The organism is Campylobacter showae CC57C, assembly GCF_000344295.2.
GTDB lineage: Bacteria > Campylobacterota > Campylobacteria > Campylobacterales > Campylobacteraceae > Campylobacter_A > Campylobacter_A showae_B.
In genome coordinates this window covers 1-20,076 of the sequence record NZ_AOTD01000160.1, presented here as the reverse complement: position 1 = coordinate 20,076, position 20,076 = coordinate 1, and the positions used below count along the sequence as shown (strand labels likewise).

Below are 20,076 nucleotides of genomic sequence, written 5' to 3'. Positions count from 1 at the left end.
ATGGATGAAAGGTATCATTTCTCAGGTAATGGGTCCGGTAGTCGACGTCGATTTCACGGATTATTTACCCAAGATCAACGAAGCCGTCGAAGTAAATTTCGAGGTTGAGGGCAAGCAAAATAGACTTGTGCTAGAGGTTGCCGCACACCTTGGCGATAACCGCGTAAGAACTATCGCCATGGATATGAGTGAAGGTTTAACTAGAGGCCTTGAGGCTACGGCTCTTGGCGCGCCTATTAGCGTTCCGGTTGGCGAAAAAGTTTTGGGAAGAATTTTTAACGTTGTCGGCGATCTAATCGACGAAGGCGAGGGTGTAGAATTTAACAAAAAATGGTCTATTCACCGCGATCCTCCACCGTTTGAAGAGCAAAGCACGAAGAGTGAAATTTTTGAAACAGGCATAAAGGTGGTTGACCTTTTGGCTCCTTACGCAAAGGGTGGTAAGGTCGGATTATTCGGTGGTGCTGGCGTTGGCAAAACGGTTATTATCATGGAGCTTATCCACAACGTTGCATTTAAACACAGCGGCTACTCTGTATTTGCGGGTGTTGGCGAGAGAACTCGTGAAGGAAACGACCTTTATCACGAGATGAAAGAAAGTAACGTTTTGGACAAAGTCGCCTTGTGCTATGGCCAAATGAACGAGCCACCAGGGGCAAGAAACCGTATCGCTCTAACAGGTTTAACGATGGCTGAGTATTTCCGCGACGAGATGGGACTTGACGTTTTGATGTTTATTGATAACATCTTCCGTTTCTCTCAGTCTGGTGCAGAGATGTCGGCACTTCTTGGGCGTATTCCGTCAGCCGTTGGTTATCAGCCGACTTTGGCAAGCGAAATGGGTAAATTCCAAGAGAGAATTACATCGACCAAAAAGGGATCAATTACTTCGGTTCAGGCTGTTTATGTTCCTGCGGACGACCTTACCGACCCGGCTCCTGCAACCGTTTTCGCGCACCTTGACGCGACTACCGTTCTAAACAGAGCTATTGCAGAAAAGGGAATTTATCCTGCGGTTGACCCGCTTGATTCGACATCAAGAATGCTCGATCCTCAAATTTTAGGCGGTGAGCACTATAAAGTTGCTCGCGGCGTGCAGGCGGTCTTACAAAAATATAAAGATCTTCAAGACATCATCGCTATCCTTGGTATGGACGAGCTTAGCGAAGAAGATAAGGTCACGGTTGACCGCGCTAGAAAGATTGAGAGATTTTTATCTCAGCCGTTCTTCGTTGCCGAGGTATTTACGGGAAGTCCTGGTAAGTACGTAAGTCTTGAGGAGAATATTGCTGGCTTTAAGGGAATTTTGGAAGGCAAATATGATGATTTGCCGGAAAACGCATTTTATATGGTAGGAAACATCGACGAGGCGATAGCAAAAGCTGAAAAACTTAAAGCCTAAATTTAAAGGAAAAAGTAATGAATAAATTACATTTAGAAATCGTTACGCCTGAGGGTTTAGTGTTTTCAAACGATATCAAAAGCGTAGTTTTGCCGGGCAGTGAGGGTGAGTTCGGGGTTTTGCCCGGACACGCCTCGCTTATTTCGCTTTTGAAAGCCGGTGTTATAGACATCGAGAGCGAAGATAAAAGCCATGATGCCGTCGCGATAAACTGGGGATATGCCGAGATAAACGAAGGTAAGGCCACGATCCTTGCCGACGGCGCCGTTCACGTGTCTGGAAATTCCGAGAGCGAGATAGCAAATTCATTGCAAAAAGCAAAGGATTTGATCGCTAGCATGAGCAGCGAGAACAACGCTATGGCTGCTGCCGTAGCAAAACTAGATAGCATGGCTCGGACAAGATAGTGGCTGGGCTTGATATTTTTTTGAACTACTTATCAAGAAGTAGTTTTATTACTATATTCGTACTTAGTTGGCTCTCTTTTTATTTTATAATAAGCCTTACCATACTTTTATCCCGTATGGCGGGGCTTACCTCATGGCAAAAAAAAGAGCAAAATGCGCTTGAGTCGCTATTAATGGGCGGCTCTAAGCATACTCTAAACGACTCCGTTTTAAAAAGATTCGTAAGCGGCTCCGTATCTAAAGAAAAGCTTTCGGTCGCCGTTAGTATCTCAGAGAGAAACGCGACTAGCGGCATTACTTGGCTTAGCATTATTGCTTCCACTTCGCCTTTTATCGGACTTTTTGGTACGGTTGTTTCCATCTTGGAGACATTTTCTCAGCTTGGTCAAGGCGGAGGAAATGCGTCGCTAGGTGTTATCGCCCCAGCTATCAGCGAGGCTCTTGTGGCTACAGGAGCGGGTATATTCGTGGCGATTCCAGCTTATACCTTTAGCTTACTTATCAAACGAAAAGCCTATGAGCTCATGGGCGTCATCAGGCGTGAAGTCGACATCCTCGTAACGCTTAAAGAAGATCAATGATAAATCTTGACGAAACTCCGGAGCTAAACATAACTCCGCTCGTGGACATCATGCTTGTTTTGCTAGCGATTCTTATGGTTACGACGCCTACTATCGTTTACGAGGAGCAAATTTTACTACCGGACGGCTCAAAAACCAAAACATCCTCGGCTCAAAGAAAAGATTTGACCGTTATCGTTGATGCTACAAAAAAGGTTAGGATCGACCAAAACACCATGGATCTGCGTGAGCTTCCCGATAATATCGTACTTATCGGAGCAAAATACGATAAAAACTCGCCGGTTTATATCAAGGCTGACAAAAGCCTCATATACGACGATGTGATGTTTGTTCTAAAGAGCGTAAAAAACGCAGGCTTTACAAAGGTGGCGCTTCAGACTAATGGATAAATTTGATCTCAAATTTAACACCTCCGGCTATTTCCTATTATCGGCTTTTCTTTATCTTTGTATCATAAGCGGTATTTTTATTAAGCTTACCTATTTTAAGGAAGAGCCGAAAAAATACACCGATACTAAAGATGCTTTTATGGATATCATGATAGTTGAGCGCGAGCCCGACATCACCGTAAAAGCGCCTGAGCCTAAAAAAGAGGTTGTAAAAGAAGAAAAACCCCAGCCTGTAAAAAAAGAGGAAGAGGTTAAAAAAGAAGAGTCAAAGCCAGACACCACAAACAAGCCGCCTGAACCAGATCCCGCACCGCCAGAGCCTGAAGAAAAAAAGGTTGAAGAGCCAAATTTAAAGGATTTATTCGGCAGTATCGATACCTCTAAGCTAAAAGAAGATAAGGTCACCAAGAAAAAAGAGCAACCAAAAGAACAAAGTCGTAAAAAACCGGAAAAAGTCCAGATAACGATCCAGCAAAAAAAAGCTAGCGACGTGATAAATTCGCTTACTTTGGATCAGGTTGCTAAAACTCCAAAGTCGCAAATGACGGGCGAATACAACGAATATTTCGGCACGATCAGCAGAATTTTGCAGAGCAAATGGAGTGCCTATAAGGCCGACTCTAGCGATGAAGCAGAAGTCGAGATAGTAATCGATGTTGACGGATCGTTTAGTTACGATATAAAAAAGTTATCGTATAATAGCGAATTTAACGACAAAGTTAGGGATTTCTTGCAAAGTATGACTTTTGAGAAATTTCCGCCGCCTACCCAGATAGGCAGAGCTGTTAGGCTCGGAACCAAACTAGAAGATAAACTAGAATAACGGAGGAAAAATGAAGAAAATTTTACTTTTTCTTGCTTTTGCCAGTTGGCTTTTTGCCGTTGATGCAACCATTTCGGTCGTCAACAAAGGCTTAGCCCTACCAAAAATCGTGCTTCAAGACGCTACAACGGCCGTAGGCGATCAGGCTTTTAAAAGCAAATTTCATAAAATCATGTTAGGCGACCTAAAGGTTAGCTCTGATTTTGAGGTCGTGGACGAGTATATTGCCAGTAGCTATGAAGGCGACTCAAATACGAACATGATGAGCGAAAAGGGTGCACAGCTTATATTTAGATATGCGCTTGAGGGCTCTGCAAACTCGCCTCTAACCCTCAGGGTTAAGCTTATAAATGCAAAAACAGCCACTACTCAGTATGAGAAAATTTATAATATGAACGACGGAGCAAAGTATCCGTTTATCGCACACAAAGCGATAGTTGAGCTTATCAACGAGCTAAAAATGCCGCCTGTAAACTGGATGGAGAAATTTATCATCTTTGCAAAAGGAACGGGTTCAAAACAAAGCGAGATCGTCATAGCCGACTATACTTTGACCTACCAAAAAGTACTTGTACGCGGCGGTTTGAATATATTTCCTAAATGGATAGGGGCTGACCAGAGAGCGTTTTACTACTCTGATTACAGCGGCAAAAATTTAGTTCTTTATAGATACGACGTTGCAAGCGGCCAAAAAACTAAAATTTTAGATAGCAAGGGCGGTATGCTTATAGCCTCCGACGTTAGCCAAAGTGGAGATAAAATTTTGCTAACTATGGCTCCTCAAGATCAGCCTGATATCTATATATACGACCTAAATTCAAAAAGGCTATCTCAGGTAACCAACTATAGCGGCATAGACGTCAACGGCAACTTCGTCGATGGCGATAGACGCGTAGTTTTCGTTTCCGATAGACTCGGCTATCCTAACGTTTTCGCGCAAAACGTAGATGGAAGCGGTTTTGAGCAGTTGGTCTATCATGGCAAAAACAACAACTCCGTCAGCACCTACCAAAACTATATAGTTTATTCTAGTAGAGAAGACGGCAAGAGTAGCTTTGGAACGAAAGATTTTAACATTTACATGATCTCTACGCAGACTGATTACATCAGACAGCTCACTGCAAGCGGTAAAAATTTATACCCTAGATTTTCTAGCGACGGGCAAAGCGTAGTGTTTATAAAAGAGCTTGGAGGACAGAGTTCTCTTGGTATAATTCGCGTAAATGAAAACAAAAGTTTCCAATTTCCGTTAAAAATCGGCAAAATTCAGTCGATTGATTGGTAATGTTTAGTAATTTTTATGATATAATCACTTCAAATTTCTAGAAAAGGATGAAAATGAAAAAAGTAGTTTTAGCTTCTGCTGCTATTGCGGCTTTATTGTTGAGCGGTTGTAGCTCTAAAAACCCTGAAGTTGATATGAGTGCTGATGCCAATCAAAATATGGGTGGTATGAACTCAAGCGATAACATGATGAGCGATAGCGAGAGATTGCAACAATTAATTTCAAGCATCGAAGGTCAAGTTCAAACTGTATACTTTGACTTTGACAAATTTAACATCAAAGGCGACATGCAGTCTGCTATCAACACAAACGCAGGTCTATTTAATCAATCAGAGGCTCAAGCTCTTTCTGTAAAAGTAGAGGGTAACTGCGACGAGTGGGGTACAGATGAGTATAACTATGCACTTGGTCTAAAAAGAGCAAAAGCTGCTAAAGACGCTCTTGTAAAACAAGGTGTTGCTGCTGATAGAATCACAGTTGTAAGCTATGGTGAAAGCAATCCTGTTTGCACAGACAAAACAAAAGCTTGCGACGCTCAAAATAGACGTGCTGAATTTAAAGTTCTTCCATAATTAATTTTATGACGAATTTAAAAACTTTCGTGGCTCTTTTTATAGGAGCCACTCTCTCTTATTCCGCTTCCAATGAAATTTCGGTATTTGATGCTGGAAATTTAGATAGCTCGAGTCCCTACGGTTTGACCGATAACGAAAAAACTTTTCTAAAAAACAAGCAAAACGTAGAAAATTTAAGTAGAAATATGGGCGACGTTGAGTCAAATTTAAATGCTATGCAAGAGCGCTTAGAAGGCTTGCAGAGCGTACTAGACGGACTAAACTCAAGAATGTCTAGGATAGAAAAAAGACTAAACGATATCGAAGGAAATGACGGAAATTCTACCGCAAAAAGCGATTTTGACGAGCTTAAAAAATACGTAGAAGAAAGCCGAAAAATACAAGAGACCAACAACGCAAAAATCACCAAAGCCCTTAAAGATATGGGCGCTTTGATAGATAAGAGCAACGCCGCACCTGCCGCCACAAAAAAAAACGATGAAGACAAACCGGTAGCTAGCAGTCCAACCGCTGCTGAGTCGCAAGCTCCGAAGACTGATTTTACCAAGCAAAAAAATCAAGACGTAGCAAGCGAAGCTAAAAAGCTATTTGACGCAGGTAAGCTCGACGATGCAAAAGCTAGATACGAATATCTTTTAAGTAAAGATCATAAGCCTGCAATGGCGAATTTTTATCTCGGCGAGATAGCGTATCAGCAAAAGGCTTACAACAACGCCATAAAATACTACCAGCAAAGTATCCAGCTCTACGACAAGGCTGAGTATACGCCAAAGCTTCTTTACCACACAGCTATCAGCTTTGATAAGATAAAAGACACGGCAAGTGCGAATAAATTTTACAAAGCGCTAAAACTAGGCTATCCGGACAGCAAAGAAGCCAAAGCTGCACCTACTCGAAACTAAAACATTCTTTAATAAATTTAACGATATAATCACGTTATTTTCATAAATAGGAGAAGAACGTGAAAGAACAAGTTATAGCTATGTTTTATGAGCTAAAAGACGCAAAAACGGGCGAAATTTTAGAGTCCAATATGCAAGTAGGGCAGGAAATTTCCTTTTTAACAGGCCGTGGGCATATCATCGAGAAACTAGAAGAAGAGGTTACTAAACTAGAAAAGGGCGAAACAAAGGTTATCGTTATCCCGGCTACACAGGCTTGCGGAGAGTACGACTCTAGTGCCGTTCAGATGCTGCCTAAAGAGCAATTTGCAGGTATCGAGCTAAAAGAAGGTATGGAGCTTTTTGGTCAAGGCGAGCACGGCGAGAGCGTACGCGTGATAGTAAAATCTATCGGCGAGGACGACGTAACGGTTGATTTTAACCACCCTTACGCAGGCAAAGATTTGGAGTTTAAGGTTCAAATTTTCGACAAACGCGACGCTACAGAGGACGAGATAGCTACGGGTATGGTAGGCGGCGCACATACATGCGGATGCGGCGGACACGATCACGACCATCACCACGGCGAGGGCGGTTGCTGCGGAGGCCACGGCCATCATGAGCACAAAGAGGGCGGCTGCTGCGCTGGACACGGTCATCATCACGATGACGGCGGATGCGGTTGCCACTAAGAGTATCTAGATGAGAGCGGCGTTTATATTCCCGGGACAAGGCTCGCAAAGCATCGGTATGGGTAAGGAAATTTACGAAAATTTCCGTCCGGCCGTCGAGCTTTTACAAAATGCAAGCGATAGCCTAAAAATCGACTTTTCAAATCTACTTTTCAACGAAAACGACCTTATAAACAGGAGCGAATTTACTCAGCCTGCCATCGTTTTAAACTCGCTTATGTGCTATCTAGCGCTAAAGCAAAGCGTAAATTTCAAGCCGGAATTTGCGCTCGGGCACTCTTTGGGCGAGTTTAGCGCGCTTGCGGTTAGCGGCGCATTTGATTTTACGGGTGCGCTTAGGATCGTAAATTTACGCGGTAAATTTATGCAAGAGGACTGCGCAGGCAAAGACGTAACGATGAGCGTTGTTTTGGGGCTTAGCGATGAGACGGTCGAGCAAATTTGCAAAAACGCTCAGGCGGACGGCCATCAAATTTACGCCGCGAACTACAATTGTGACGGTCAGATCGTGATCGCGGGTCTAAAAGACGACATCGCCAAATTTGAGTCAGCGTTTAAAGAAGCGGGCGCTAAGCGCGTGCTGCCTCTAAATATGTCCGTCATTAGCCACTGCCCGCTTTTGAAAAACGCAAGCGAGAAACTAACGGCACAGCTAGAGCCGGCATTAGCCGCCAAATTTGCCCCAGTCGTTTCAAACGCGTCGGCGAAGGCTTACGGCACGAAAGACGAAGCGCTAAATTTGCTAAAAGCCCAGCTCGTTAGCCCCGTTTTATACAAACAAAGCATCAAAAGCATCGAAAACGAGGTTGATATTTTTGTGGAGTTCGGCGGTAGCGTGCTAAAAGGCATCAACAAAAAAATCACCGAAAAGCCGACCTTTAGCGTCACCGATCTTAGCAGTCTTGAAGAGCTTTTAAAGGAGCTTAAATGATAGCGATCTTAGGCGCGATGCGCGAGGAGGTCGCCCCTCTGCTCGAGCGTATCAAAGACTACAAAGAGGTTAAGCACGCAAATAACGTATTTTACCTCGCAAATTTCGGCGGCAAAGAGCTTGTGATCGCCTACTCTAAGATCGGCAAAGTAAACGCCGCCCTGGCCGCAAGCGCGATGATCGAAAAATTCGGTGCCAAGAAACTGCTTTTTACCGGCGTCGCAGGCGCGCTAAATCCAAATTTAAAAATCGGCGATATGCTCTATGCTACTAGTCTCGTGCAGCACGACGTCGATATTACGGCGTTTGGACACCCGCACGGCTACGTGCCCGAGACCAGTATCTTTATCAAAAGCGACGACGCTCTAAATGCGTTAGCCTCTAGCGTCGCTGCCGAAAAAGGCATCGAGCTAAAAGGTGGCGTCATAGCCACGGGCGATCAGTTTATCTGCGATAATGCGAAAAAAGAGTGGCTAAAAGCGACCTTCAAAGCCGATGCGGCCGAGATGGAGGGCGCTAGCGTGGCGCTAGTTTGCGAGAGTCTAGGCGTACCGTTTTTCGTGCTTCGCGCCATCAGCGACGAGGCGGGCGGGAGCGCGGAGGTTGACTTCGATAAATTTTTACAAGACTCGGCAAACGTCAGCGCGCAGTTCATGCTCGCGATGATCGAGCGGCTATGATAGAGCTTAGCAAGCGGCTGCTGCGCCAGGTCGGGCAAACTAACGCCAGATACCGCATGGTGCGCGGCGGGGATAAAATTTTGCTCGGTCTTAGTGGCGGCAAGGACAGTCTCGCGCTCGCACACGTGCTAAAACACATGCAAAACGTCACGCCCGAAAAATTTGAGTTTAAGGCCGTGACGCTAAGCTACGGCATGGGCGAGGACTACGCCTATCTCACGCGCCACTGCGCCGAGCACAGCATCGAGCACGACGTGATCGATAGCTCGATCTTTGAGATATCCAAGGACAAGATCCGCAAAAACTCCAGCTTTTGTAGTTTTTTCTCGCGTATGAGGCGCGGCTATCTCTACACCTACGCGATCGAGCACGGTTTTAACAAGCTCGCTATCGCCCACCACCTCGACGACGCGGTTGAGAGCTTTTTTATGAATTTTACTTATAACGGCGCGCTACGAACGCTTGCTCCCAAATATATCGCGGCAAACGGGATCGAGGTTATCAGGCCGTTTATATTCGTGCGCGAAAGACAGCTACGCGAAAACGCCGTGCGAAACGGGCTTACGGTTATCGGCGACGAGGCGTGTCCGGCGATGCGATTTGATATCAAGATGCCTCACGCTAGAGCCGAAACTAAGGAGCTTTTGGCAAATTTAGAAAAGCAAAATCCAAAGCTTTTCGTCTCGCTAAAGGCTGCTTTTGAAAACATCCACAGCGATACGTTTTTCGCCGCCGGGGCGCAAAATTTGACCGACGAGGAGTGAGTACTCGTCAAATTTAGCTTAAATTTGACCGCTCTTTCGGTCAAATTTGACTTTTGCCGGTCGGCTATCCCCTTGCTCCTACTGCGCATAAGAGGATACGTTATCGTCGCTCTGCGGCATTTTTGCTCCTTCGTTTTTGGATTAGTTTATTTGATATTAGCTTTTCTTTGTCTTGACTACTTATATTGGCGTCGATATGGATCACCTTATCCGTATCTCCTATGCGTATTATTGCATCCATCTTTTTTGCTCGTTTGCCCACGACATAAATGTTCGTACGTCTTGAAAGGTTCCATCAGGCTCGGTGCAATATTTTTCTAAATTTTTTATTGGCATATCTACATAAAACGGCCTTTTTTTGTTTATATTTTCTCCGTCTATCCATCTTATTTTATACCATATATAAGTATCATGGCACTTTTTATACGCCTCTTTCAGCTCCTCGCTAGTAGGCTGCCCCGAAACGTTATTGTCTAGTAGCAAATTTAGCATAGGTTCGTAGTTTGGCATATATTCCATATCTTTAAAATAGTTGCCGTTCTCGTCAAAATACCCCATACTAAATAGTATTTGTAGCATCTCGGTAAAGTTGCCAAAGGCAATATAATCAAAAGGCAATATCCAGCCTTTTGAGCCTTCGTTTTTCTGACCGTATTTTGCTTCGTACTCTACAAATATATTATCTCCGTCGATAGTCAAGCTTTTTATCCTATCGTTTTGGGGCGCTTTTAAATATCTTTGAATTTTTTCTTTATTGCTAAATTTAACCCCGCTATCAAGCAAGAGCTTAACGGTCTTTGTAGAGTTGTTTTCTATAGCGTAGGCTAGGGGCGAGAGCTTGTAGTTGTCTTTCGCATGAGCGTTTGCGCCCATATCTATCAACCTTTTTGCCGTGGCTTCGTCGTCGTAAAAGCTAGCGTACATCAGCGGAGTAGTGTTTGCCTTCATCTTTATGTCGGCGCTAAGCCCGTTTCTTGTTATAAAATTTAAAATTTTATCCGTATCTTTTAGCCTCAGCAAATTTCTTAAAGCGTTAAGGGTGGCGTTGTGCTCCTCGTATTCGTCTATATCCCAGTATCTAAAACCAAAATCGTCCACTTCCTCTTGCGTTACGTATTTGGCTAGCTCAGAGTTTGAGTCTATCTTGGTGTCCGGCGTGACGGTAAAATGCGTAGGGCGAGATAGCTTTTCGTAAATAAAATTTACGAAAACGACAAGGAAAAGAGCGGCAAAGCCGAGTGCAAATTTCTTCAAATTTATCCCTTAAGTCAAATTTGCAAAATTTTAACTAAAAGCCGGTAAAGAGGCGGTAAATTTGATGAAATTTGAGCTGATAAATTTGGATATCGGGAGCAGGGCACGGCGAGATCCGCCCGCATTAAATTTGAGCGGGTTAAATTTGAAAGCAAACTCTGGCAAGTCAAATTTGAAACGCCAAATTTGATCAAAGCCCCTGAAGCAAAATGGAGTATAGCGCGTCTATCTCGTCATCGTCAAGCAGTAGCGTAGAGCGTTCGCTAAAGAGCATTTTTATCTTTTCTACACTAAAGCCCTTTTGCGCGGCGCAGTGCTCGTGGGCGGGTAAAAAGCTCCTGGCTAGCGCAACGCTATCCTCTACGGGTTCGTCGCAGATAAAGCAAAAAAGCTCATCGTGTAGCCTGCCCTCGGCCTCTAAAATGCGCACGTAGCTCTCGATGAGTAGGCGTTTGGGAGCGCCCCTGTCAAAGCGCGAGGCGCAAAGCTCAAGCTCGCGAAAATACACCTCGTCTATCTGCTCGACGTCTCGCAGGTGCGCGTAGAGTAGGCGCATAAACTGCTGCCATACGAGTAGCCGCTCGCGCGAGAGTAGCCAGCGGTAGCCTAGGTGCAGGACGCTGCGCAGGTGCGGGAGGAAGTTTTCGCCGCCTTCGAGCTCAAAGTCGATCTTGTAGCCTTGCAGGACGTTTGAGTGGCGCGCGCCGTAGAAGCGGTAGGATTTAACTAGTAGCGAGGGCGTTAGGATGTAGACTAGCAGGTCCTCGTCGCGCACCTTTTGCGTGTGCAGGATGTAACCTTGCATGGTTAGAAAAAGGTTTGGATTTTTTGGCGCAGGATCTCAGGCTCGGCGATGTGATTTATCTCGTCGCGAAAGGCGCTTGCGCCGTCTATGCCTTTGGAGTAGCGGTGTAGGTGCTTGCGAAATATCGCCGCTCCGTGCTCGCCGTAGTGCTCGATCATCGCATCAAAATGCGCCAAAATGATCGCCTTTTTCGTCGCCGCGTCAATACTGCCGCCCGTTTTTATCTCGTGGAAAACCCACGGCATGCCGATGCAAGCGCGTCCTATCATTAGCGCGTCGGCGTTGGTTAAATTTAGCGCCTGGCTCGCGTTTTCCGGCGAGATGTCGCCGTTTGCGATGACAGGGATATTTACCGCCTCTTTAGCTCGGCCGATCGCGGCGTAGTCGACCGCTGCCGTGTATCCGCCAGCTCTCGTGCGTCCGTGAAATGCGATGTAGTCGGCTCCGGCGTCCTGCGCGGCGAGGGCTAAAATTTCAGGGATTTTTTCATCAAAACCTAGGCGCAGTTTGACGCTAGTCATTTGCTTGTTTGAGATTTTTTTGATGGTTTCTACGATTCGTTTTAGATTCGAGATATCTTTTAGCAGTGCCGAGCCCGCGGACTGTTTGACGACTTTTGGCACAGGGCAGCCGCAGTTTAGATCGATACCGTCGATACCGTCGATATCGTTTAAAATTTCTACCGCTTTTTTTACTATATCCGCGTCGCTGCCTGCGATCTGCACGATATATGGCGTTTCAAGCGGCGATTTTTTGAGCATCTCAAGCGTTTTACTACCCTCGTAAACTAGGGCGTTTGCGCTAATCATCTCGCTTACGGTCACGTCGCAACCAAACTGCTTAACCACGCTTCTAAGCGGCAGATCCGAAAAGCCCGCGAGCGGAGCTAGAAAAAGCGGCTTTTTTGAAAAATCTATCAGCAATGCGCGTGCTTGAAAAATAGATCGGTCGGGACGTTTTTGCCGTTTTGTCTGAGGTAGAGCAGGGTGCGGAAATTTTGATATTCGCCGGCTTCAAGGCCTGCCAAAACTTCTTGTGCGCGCTCGAGCATCTCAAACTCAAACAGCAGATAAACGTATGCCTCTTGCGCCTCTTGGCGTTCGTTTTTGAGGCGCTCGAATATGCCGATGATAGCGTCCGGAGCGATTTTGCTTTTTAGCGTCGCGGCGCTGATACTAAAGCTATCTTTTGAAATTTTGTCTGAATTTAACAGCTCTAAAATCTCGTCGTTGCTCAAATTTATCTCGTCTTTGGCAAAGCGGGCAATAAGAGTCATGATCTCTTTTTCGTCCAGATCTGGAGCAAATTTTTTGATATCGGCGAGCGAGCCTAAATTTATTAGCTTTTGCCTTGCTTCGCGGACTATTTCGCCCTGATCACCCATAGGTTTTTTAAGCGTTTCCAGATAGTATCCGTCCAAATTTGCTATTTTGTTTAGCTCGTTTTTGATAAAGAGCGGATTGTCCTTGGGTAGCTTAAATTTCTTTAGGTCGGCGACTTCGCCGTTTTTGACCGTACGCACCGTGTCTAGGGCGTTTTGTAGCTCTTCGCCCTCGATATTTGCGTCCTTGTACCTATCCCACGGCGAGAGGACTCTGGCTATCTGGGACGGGATTTTATAAAAGTTCGTTTTAAAGTCTTTGTTCGTATCAAGGCCTAGCAAAATTTCCTTACCGAGCTCTCTGTAAAATTTCTCATCGTGTGAAATTTTGCGTTTAAATGCGTAAAATTTAAACCCGTGATAAGCCATGTGAAGCACGCAAAATATCGTCAAAATCGCAGGCGGCAATATCATCCAGACGGCGACGGGTAAACTTAACGCATACTCGACGTCGCTACCGAAAATGGCAAATTTAAGATGAAGCTCGTAAGAGCCGTCGTTGAAAAGATAAACGATCGCGCCGACTACGACCAGGTAAAGCACGGCGTAGACTATAAAACGTTTGATTTGCATGGCGTACCCCTATTTTGCGGTTTTTTCCACTATTTCACGGCAGGTGATGCAGTATTTTGCGTGCGGTTTGACGCGCAAACGCGCCAGTCCGATATCTTCCTCGCACATCTCGCAGATGCCGTAGGTTTTGTCGGCGATCTTTCGCAGCGAGACGTCGATCTCGGCTAGTTCTTGTCTTTGTTGAGCGCTGATTGATTGCTCGATGAGCTGATCGGCGTTTACGGAGGCGATATCAAACTCGTCGCTGACGCCGCTTTGGCGTAGTCCTGCCATCTCGTTTGACGAGTCTAAAATGTTTTTAGTTATCTGTGCTTTTCGCTCCAGTAAAAGTGCCTTAAACTGCTCCAGGTCGCTTTTGCGCATTTTTTTCCTTTATTTGTGATATGGGTGGTTCGCGTTTATGCAAAGAGCTCTGAAAATCTGCTCGTGAAGCATAAGCTTTGCTATCTTGTGCGCCATCGTCATGCGGCTTAGGCTGACGACTGCGTCCGTTTTTTGTTTAAAATTTTGGCTCAGCCCGTAAGCTCCGCCGATAAAAAACGAAATTTGAGCCTTGTCCGAGATGAGTTTGGCAAACTCCTCGCTGTTAAATTCGCGGCCCGCTTCGTCAAGCGCCACGCAAAAGCCGTTTAAATTTGGCTCATAAACCTCGTCGTAAGCTTTTAGCGCTTCGTCTCGCCCCTTGCTTTGGGCTTTTGCGATCTTGTCGTTAAATATAACGACATCTGAAATTTTGGCGAATTTTGACGACATCTTCGCGTACTCTTTGATCTCGTTTTCAAAATTTTCACGTTTTGACTTTTGGATGCAAAACACGGAAATTTCCAAATTTATTCCTCGTCGTCCAAATTTTGAGCGCTCGGCTGCTTAGCGGCGTAGGCCGGGTTGTTTGAGAGCAGCCTTATCATATCGCTTAAAAATTGCTTATGCTCTTTGCGCTCGACTATGGCGTCTATTAGGCCGTGCTCTAGCAAAAACTCCGATCTTTGAAAGCCTTCGGGCAAATCGGCTCCGATGGTTTGCTTGATAACGCGCTGTCCGGCAAATCCTATGAGAGCGCCGGGCTCTGCGATGATGACGTCGCCTAGCCACGCAAAAGACGCGCTCACGCCGCCCATCGTAGGATCGGTTAAGACCGATATATAGGGCACCTTAGCCTCGTCAAGCAGCTTTAGCGCGGCGGAGGTCTTTGACATCTGCATTAGCGAAAACGTACTCTCCTGCATCCTCGCTCCGCCCGAAGCCGAAACGATGATGAGAGGCTGCTTTTTATCGAGCGATCTTTTTACGGCGCGCACGATCTTTTCGCCCTCGACCGAGCCTAAAGAGCCGCCCATAAAGCTAAAATCAAAAACCGCCAGCTGTACGTTCATACCGTCGATCTTGGCCTCGCCGCAGATCACGGCCGAGCTTCTGCCCGTTTTTTCCTCGTTTTCGCTTATGCGTTTTTTATAGGATTTTTTATCGACGAATTTGATCGGATCGACGGGCTTTAGCTTGATGTCAAGCTCGACGAAGCTACCTTCGTCGCAGATCATCGCTATCCTCTTATCGGCAGCTAATCTCATGTGAAAACCGCACTTTGGACAGACGTTAAAATTTGCCTCGACCTCTTTGTAATACATCAGCGAGTGACAGCTGTCGCATTTGACCCAGTGCGCCGGAGCCTCGCTAGGAGCGGATTGTTGCTTTCTCGTTTTGGAAAAAATATCTAAAAAGCTCATGGTTCCTACTTTTTAAAAAATTTAGGGATTATAGCCAAAGTTAGCTTATGTTTTGCTAGTCGGGTATTAAATTTACGCTACGCGCTTTCGGGAGTAGGCGGGTAGAATCGCGTAAATTTGCGCTATTATTTTTTTGTTTTCCGTGGAAATTTTAAATTTACGCGGAGTTGGTTTTAAAATTTGAAGGGTTAAATTTAAGAGATTTTACTGCGGTGCGTTTTAACTTTGCGATATAAATTTAAAGAGCTCAAATTTGTAAAATTTAACTCAATAAATTTGAGCCTTTAAATTTGCAGCTTACCACTCGATATAGGTTTTCGCCTTTTTTATGTTTGCGATTTTTATTTTTAAAATTTGACCTTCGCTTTCAAACGATATTTCTTCATCGTCGGCGGATAAAATTTTGCCTTTTAGTTTTTTGTTTTCGCCGTCTACTTCGGCTGAGATTTTAGCTAGTTCGCCGATACTCGAGATAAAATGGCTCGATTTTTCTAGCTTTCGCTCAAGTCCGGGCGAGCTAACCTCTAGCACGTAGTCACCGCTAAGGGGCGGCTCGACGTCAAATATCGGCGAGAGTAAGCGCGAAACCTTTTCGCAGTCGTCCAAATTTACGCCGCCCAGTTTTGCGATGTAGATCCTATAAATCGCTCTGCCGTTTTCGTTTGCGACCTCGACGTCATAGAGCTGTACGCCGCACTGCGAGATCAAATTTTCAAGATTTTGCATTTTTATTTAGATCCTCTGAGATTTTTTCAAACAAATCGTCCATGTGGTTTTGGTATTCGAGCCTATCGTCGAATTTGAAGTGAAAATTCGGCGCCCTATACCAGCCTTCAGCTGCCATGCAGTGATTTTGCAGGTACTTTGATACGCGCTTTAGGCGGTCTAGTATATAGGCCTGCTCGCGCTCGTCAAACATCATTTTATCTAGATAAATAAACGCGTCGTACCTGCCTTTTTTACACTCGACGTCGGTTACGCAAATTCCGCGTAAAAGCTCATCCTCAAGCGTAGATAGAGCCTCAGGTAGTAGCTCTTTTAGTACGCTTTGCGTGCGCAGGCGCTTTATCTCCGAGGGGTTCATAGGCTAGCTTGCTCCTCTACTTCTTTAAAGCTCTCGATGTAGTCGCCCTCTCTGATGTCGTTGTAGCCGTCGATACCCACGCCGCACTCAAAGCCGCGAGCAACCTCTCGCACGTCGTCTTTGAAGCGTTTTAGCGAGCTTACGGTGCCCTCGTGTACGACTACGCCGTTTCTGATTAGGCGGATTTTTGCGCCGCGGTTTATCGTGCCCTCGGTTACCATGCAGCCTGCTATTGCGCCCACTTTAGGGACGTTGATGACCTGGCGTACTTGGGCTTGTCCGAGCTGCTCCTCGTGGATGACAGGCGACATTAGGCCGCTTAGGATCGCCTTTACGTCGTCAAGTAGGTTATAGATGACGTTGTAGGTTTTGATCTCGACGCCGCTTTCTTTGGCTTTTTCTTTTACTTCGCCCGTCGGTCTTATGTTAAAGCCCAAAATCACCGAGTTTTCGCTCGCTCTGGCTAGCTCCACGTCGCTTTGGGTGATGCCGCCCACGCCTGAGTGGATGATATTTACTTTTATCTCGTCGTTGCGAAGCTTTTCTAGGCTTGCCTTGATGGCTTCTAGCGAGCCGCCCACGTCGGCTTTTACGATGACAGGGAGCGATTTTAGCTCGCCCTCGGCGATCTTCTCGCTAAGCTCCTCTAGGCTTACTTTCGTTGTCTTACTGAGCTCTTTTTGGCGCAAATATTCGGCCTTTTTCTGTGCGTATTCGCGGGCTTCTTTGTCGGTTTTGACGCTTATTAGCGTTTCGCCGGCTTCAGGAATTTCGCTAAGTCCCATTATCACGCCGCATTCGCCCGGTTTTATCTCTTTTAAAATTTTGCCTTGATCGTCGGTTATCGTTCTTATCTTGCCGTATGCGACGCCTGCAACCACGATATCGCCGACTCTTAGGGTACCGTTTTCTACGATAACCGTAGCTACCGGACCGCGCCCTTTTTGCTGCGAGCTTTCTATTATGGCTGCTTTGGCATTTGCCTTTGCGTTTGCCTTTAGTTCTAAAATTTCAGCCTGCAAGAGTACGATCTCAAGCAGATCGTCTATGCCCGTACCCATCTTTGCAGAGATCGGAACGAACTCGTATGTGCCGCCCCAGTCAGTGGATAAGATATCTAGCTCGGCTAGCTCGCTTTTTACTTTGTCTGGGTTTGCAGCCTCTTTATCCATCTTGTTTATCGCGATTATGATCGGCACGCCAGCGGCTTTTGCGTGGCTTACGGCCTCTTTGGTTTGCGGTTTCACGCCGTCGTCGGCTGCGACCACGATGATGACGATATCGGTGATCTTGGCTCCTCTAGCGCGCATAGCCGTGAACGCTTCGTGGCCCGGAGTGTCGATGAAGGTAATATTTTTGCCGTTTTTATTTACCATGTAGGCGCCCACGTGTTGCGTGATGCCGCCCGCTTCGCCCGCTGCCACGCGCGAGTTTCTGATGTAGTCTAGTAGCGAGGTTTTACCGTGATCGACGTGACCCATGATGGTTATAACAGGAGCTCGGACGGTCAAATTTGCATCGTCTAGTTGCTCCTCTTCTTCGTCGTAGGCTTTAACGTAGTCAAACGCTTCTTGCGTATCGACGATATTTACCTCGATGCCGAATTCATCTGCTAAAATCTCTATCGCATCCTCGTCTAGGAAGTCGTTTTTGGTCGTCATCATGCCTAGCATAAAGAGCTTGCCGATGATTTCGCTCGGTTGCTTGTTGATCTTGTCGGCAAATTCGTAAAGACGGATCTCTTTTGGTATCTCAACGTAGGTTACCGATTCGCCGTTATGGTCGGCTCGTTGCGATTTTTTATGTTTTTTGCGAGGCCTACGCGCAGTACCTTGCTCTAGAAATGAACTTACCGATGTATTTAGTACCGGTTTGTAGCTGGTATTTGCAGGCTGTCTTGTTTTTTGAGGCTCCGGAGTTTGCGTTCGTACGGAAAAATCAGGCAATATAACCACATCCTCATCGTCTATCACGATGTCGGCCATGTCGCGGTCGCCGAGTAGATCCATCTTTGTAGCGCCGTCTTTTTTAGCTGCGATGACTGGCTTTTTCTCTTTTTTCTTTTTGCGCTCGATCTTTTCGTCGCTAAATTTAAACATATTTTCCAAATTTAGCGCCGGCGCAGACTCTCTTCTCTCGCTTGCTCTAGGTGCTGGCTGCTCGTCTTTTTTCTTTTTTACGATGACTAGGCCGCGCCTTTTTTGTAGGCTAACGTCGGCTAGGCTTTCTTTTGGCTGAACGGGCTCGCTGGCGGCAGGCTGGGCTTCTGGCTCCTCTTTGGGAGCTGCTTGGATTTTTGGCTCCGGCGCTTTTTCGGCCGGTTTTTGAATGACTGTTTTTTGCTCTTTTTCAGATTTCTCGTCGTTTTTTGTTTCTACTTTTTCTTTTGGCAAAGGCTTTTCTTCTTTTGCGGCGGTTGGTTTTTTAGCCTCTTTTGGCTTGCTTTCTTTTTCCTCTTTGCCCGCTTTAGCTTCCGCTTTTTTTACGGTCGGTTTTTTCTTTTCGGGTTTTTTCTTGAGAGCTTCGGGGATCTCGCCAGTTTGGATGTAGGTGTATAGCGCCGCCGCTTCTTCAGGACTAACGCCGCTTGAGTGCGTTTTGACCTTTAGCCCAAGCTCAATAGCCTTTTCTAAAACCTCTTTGCTATTGTAGCCGAGCTCATTTGCTATCTCTGAAATTCGAACAGTCCCCATTTAAGAGTATCTCCTTTAAATTTTGCCCGTTTTGTAGCGTCGCTATAAAGCTGCCTGCGACTCTTCCGAGCGATTTTCTTAAAATTTTCTCGTCTTTTTTTAGACATTCCTCGCAAAGATAAAAGCTGCGTCCGTTTCCGTTTCCGAAAAATAGCGAAGAATTTATCAGTCTGTATCTACGCAAAATTTGCTGTTCAAAGCGCTTTTTGCAGACTACGCACGTCCTGATAGGGATAAAATTTTGAGCCATTATTATAACTTCTTTTAGCTTTTTTTTAGCTTTGTAGGATTTTTATCCCGTCGTTGTCGAAATTAAAAATTTCAACTCGAAAGCTCTTAAATTTATCTTGCAGTTTTTGTTTTAAATTTGCCGCATCGTCCGCGTAAACAATGTTTAAAAAGCTAGACCCGCTGCCAGAAAGCGTGCTTAAAAGAGCGCCGTTTTCGTGGGCCATCTTGCGCACCTCAAAGAGTTCTGGCAGGTCTTGCATGCGGATTTGTTCGTGCATGACGTCTTTTGCCGCCGTTCTTAAAAGCTCGTAATTTTCGCTAAAAAAGCAAGCCGTGAGAAATGCGGCGTGAGAGAGGTTGCTAACACACTCGCCCATAGTGAAATTTTTAGGTAGCTTGGCGCGAGATTCGTTCGTGCTCATGGGTTTATCGGGGATCACGACGACGGCTTTGATATCGGCGCTTAAAGGCTTTTTTAGTGATTTTACCTTGCCGTTTTCAACGACTGAGCTCACAAAACCGCCAAGCGTCGCAGGAGCTATGTTATCCGGGTGATTTTCGTAAACTAGAGCTTGGTTTAAAATAGCGCTTTTATCAGCCTTAAACCCAGCTGCCGCGTAGGCTGCCGCTATGGCTGAAGTGATAACCGCAGAGGAGCTACCAAGTCCGCGCGAAAACGGGATTTGATTGGTAAAAATCATGCGAAAAGTATCTTTTTTGCCCGTTAGTTTGACGTAAATTTCATTGAAAATAGATAAAAAAATGTTGTTTTTTTTAAGAAGCGCGTTGTCTTTACCTTCGCCCAAAATACTCACGGAGGCGAAATTTGCCCTCGTTATCTCGACTGTGTTGTGTAGCTCTAGAGCAAGTCCTAGGGCGTCAAAACCGGGGCCGATGTTTGCGCTCGTGGCGGGGACTAAA

The 20,076-nt window shown here is 45.7% G+C and carries 26 protein-coding genes; 13 read left to right on the top strand and 13 right to left on the bottom strand.

What is annotated here, in order from left to right:
• Positions 1–4: 4 nt before the first annotated feature.
• The 12 genes from atpD to H740_RS06040 all read left to right on the top strand — a co-directional run bounded on the left by atpD (position 5) and on the right by H740_RS06040 (position 9,410).
• A complete protein-coding gene (atpD, locus tag H740_RS06095; protein ID WP_002952435.1) occupies positions 5–1,402 on the top strand; it encodes a F0F1 ATP synthase subunit beta in 1,398 nt (465 codons plus the stop codon).
• Between the two features lie 17 nt (positions 1,403–1,419).
• Positions 1,420–1,809 (top strand): ATP synthase F1 subunit epsilon, encoded by a 390-nt coding sequence (gene atpC / locus H740_RS06090; RefSeq protein ID WP_002952434.1) that lies wholly within the window; start codon positions 1,420–1,422, stop codon positions 1,807–1,809.
• Between the two features lie 116 nt (positions 1,810–1,925).
• A complete protein-coding gene (locus H740_RS06085) occupies positions 1,926–2,390 on the top strand; it encodes a MotA/TolQ/ExbB proton channel family protein (RefSeq protein WP_002952433.1) in 465 nt (154 codons plus the stop codon).
• Positions 2,387–2,779 carry a biopolymer transporter ExbD gene (locus tag H740_RS06080; protein WP_002952432.1) on the top strand — a complete coding sequence of 131 codons (393 nt, stop codon included), beginning with the start codon at positions 2,387–2,389 and terminating at the stop codon, positions 2,777–2,779. The genes H740_RS06085 and H740_RS06080 overlap by 4 nt, the downstream gene beginning before the upstream one ends.
• Entirely contained in the window at positions 2,772–3,602 is an 831-nt protein-coding gene (locus tag H740_RS06075) for a TonB C-terminal domain-containing protein (protein WP_002952430.1), read from the top strand. The genes H740_RS06080 and H740_RS06075 overlap by 8 nt, the downstream gene beginning before the upstream one ends.
• A 10-nt stretch (positions 3,603–3,612) precedes the next feature.
• Positions 3,613–4,887 (top strand): Tol-Pal system protein TolB, encoded by a 1,275-nt coding sequence (gene tolB, locus H740_RS06070; RefSeq protein ID WP_002952429.1) that lies wholly within the window; start codon positions 3,613–3,615, stop codon positions 4,885–4,887.
• 53 nt (positions 4,888–4,940) lie between these two features.
• Positions 4,941–5,459 (top strand): OmpA family protein, encoded by a 519-nt coding sequence (locus tag H740_RS06065; protein WP_002952428.1) that lies wholly within the window; start codon positions 4,941–4,943, stop codon positions 5,457–5,459.
• Between the two features lie 8 nt (positions 5,460–5,467).
• Entirely contained in the window at positions 5,468–6,364 is an 897-nt protein-coding gene (locus tag H740_RS06060) for a tetratricopeptide repeat protein (protein ID WP_002952426.1), read from the top strand.
• Between the two features lie 59 nt (positions 6,365–6,423).
• The gene (locus H740_RS06055) at positions 6,424–7,035 is read left to right on the top strand and encodes an FKBP-type peptidyl-prolyl cis-trans isomerase (RefSeq protein ID WP_002952424.1); all 612 of its coding nucleotides are present in this window, start codon (positions 6,424–6,426) and stop codon (positions 7,033–7,035) included.
• A gap of 10 nt (positions 7,036–7,045) precedes the next feature.
• The gene (gene fabD, locus H740_RS06050; RefSeq protein WP_002952422.1) at positions 7,046–7,966 is read left to right on the top strand and encodes an ACP S-malonyltransferase; all 921 of its coding nucleotides are present in this window, start codon (positions 7,046–7,048) and stop codon (positions 7,964–7,966) included.
• Positions 7,963–8,646 carry a 5'-methylthioadenosine/adenosylhomocysteine nucleosidase gene (locus H740_RS06045; protein WP_002952421.1) on the top strand — a complete coding sequence of 228 codons (684 nt, stop codon included), beginning with the start codon at positions 7,963–7,965 and terminating at the stop codon, positions 8,644–8,646. Before fabD ends, H740_RS06045 begins: the two co-directional genes overlap by 4 nt.
• The gene (locus H740_RS06040) at positions 8,643–9,410 is read left to right on the top strand and encodes a tRNA 2-thiocytidine(32) synthetase TtcA (RefSeq protein ID WP_002952420.1); all 768 of its coding nucleotides are present in this window, start codon (positions 8,643–8,645) and stop codon (positions 9,408–9,410) included. Before H740_RS06045 ends, H740_RS06040 begins: the two co-directional genes overlap by 4 nt.
• 100 nt (positions 9,411–9,510) lie before the next feature.
• Here the strand turns inward: H740_RS06040 and H740_RS12190 are convergent, their stop codons facing one another.
• A complete protein-coding gene (locus tag H740_RS12190) occupies positions 9,511–9,651 on the bottom strand; it encodes a hypothetical protein (protein WP_231679327.1) in 141 nt (46 codons plus the stop codon).
• Entirely contained in the window at positions 9,639–10,664 is a 1,026-nt protein-coding gene (locus H740_RS06035; protein WP_002952419.1) for an ankyrin repeat domain-containing protein, read from the bottom strand. Before H740_RS06035 ends, H740_RS12190 begins: the two co-directional genes overlap by 13 nt.
• Before the next feature lie 64 nt (positions 10,665–10,728).
• Between H740_RS06035 and H740_RS12405 the strand changes: the two genes are divergently transcribed.
• Positions 10,729–10,854 carry a hypothetical protein gene (locus tag H740_RS12405; RefSeq protein ID WP_269430634.1) on the top strand — a complete coding sequence of 42 codons (126 nt, stop codon included), beginning with the start codon at positions 10,729–10,731 and terminating at the stop codon, positions 10,852–10,854.
• On the opposite strand, the gene recO is transcribed toward H740_RS12405, so the two are convergent.
• From recO to thrB, 11 genes are all read right to left on the bottom strand, one after another.
• Positions 10,855–11,469 carry a recombination protein RecO gene (gene recO, locus H740_RS06030; protein WP_002952417.1) on the bottom strand — a complete coding sequence of 205 codons (615 nt, stop codon included), beginning with the start codon at positions 11,467–11,469 and terminating at the stop codon, positions 10,855–10,857.
• 2 nt (positions 11,470–11,471) lie between these two features.
• Entirely contained in the window at positions 11,472–12,389 is a 918-nt protein-coding gene (locus H740_RS06025) for a tRNA dihydrouridine synthase (protein ID WP_034957522.1), read from the bottom strand.
• Positions 12,386–13,423 carry a hypothetical protein gene (locus H740_RS06020; protein ID WP_002952412.1) on the bottom strand — a complete coding sequence of 346 codons (1,038 nt, stop codon included), beginning with the start codon at positions 13,421–13,423 and terminating at the stop codon, positions 12,386–12,388. The genes H740_RS06025 and H740_RS06020 overlap by 4 nt, the downstream gene beginning before the upstream one ends.
• A 9-nt stretch (positions 13,424–13,432) precedes the next feature.
• Positions 13,433–13,786: an RNA polymerase-binding protein DksA gene (gene dksA, locus H740_RS06015; protein ID WP_002952411.1), complete on the bottom strand. Its 354-nt coding sequence runs from the start codon at positions 13,784–13,786 to the stop codon at positions 13,433–13,435.
• Positions 13,787–13,795: 9 nt separating this feature from the next.
• Complete coding sequence (locus H740_RS06010) at positions 13,796–14,251, bottom strand: 23S rRNA (pseudouridine(1915)-N(3))-methyltransferase RlmH (protein WP_002947511.1); 456 nt, start codon at positions 14,249–14,251, stop codon at positions 13,796–13,798.
• A gap of 2 nt (positions 14,252–14,253) precedes the next feature.
• Positions 14,254–15,147, bottom strand: a complete 894-nt coding sequence (gene accD, locus H740_RS06005; protein WP_002952405.1) for an acetyl-CoA carboxylase, carboxyltransferase subunit beta — start codon at positions 15,145–15,147, stop codon at positions 14,254–14,256.
• A 297-nt stretch (positions 15,148–15,444) separates the two neighbouring features.
• Positions 15,445–15,873 (bottom strand): ribosome maturation factor RimP, encoded by a 429-nt coding sequence (rimP, locus tag H740_RS06000; protein ID WP_002952403.1) that lies wholly within the window; start codon positions 15,871–15,873, stop codon positions 15,445–15,447.
• Positions 15,860–16,231 carry a 30S ribosome-binding factor RbfA gene (rbfA, locus tag H740_RS05995; RefSeq protein WP_002952402.1) on the bottom strand — a complete coding sequence of 124 codons (372 nt, stop codon included), beginning with the start codon at positions 16,229–16,231 and terminating at the stop codon, positions 15,860–15,862. Before rbfA ends, rimP begins: the two co-directional genes overlap by 14 nt.
• Positions 16,228–18,924, bottom strand: a complete 2,697-nt coding sequence (infB, locus tag H740_RS05990) for a translation initiation factor IF-2 (RefSeq protein WP_002952400.1) — start codon at positions 18,922–18,924, stop codon at positions 16,228–16,230. The genes rbfA and infB overlap by 4 nt, the downstream gene beginning before the upstream one ends.
• Positions 18,890–19,174, bottom strand: coding sequence for a YlxR family protein (locus H740_RS11525; protein WP_002952399.1), 285 nt, complete (start codon positions 19,172–19,174; stop codon positions 18,890–18,892). The genes infB and H740_RS11525 overlap by 35 nt, the downstream gene beginning before the upstream one ends.
• Before the next feature lie 25 nt (positions 19,175–19,199).
• Positions 19,200–20,076, bottom strand: an 877-nt coding sequence (gene thrB / locus H740_RS05985) for a homoserine kinase (protein WP_002952398.1), incomplete at its 5' end; no start/stop codon positions are given.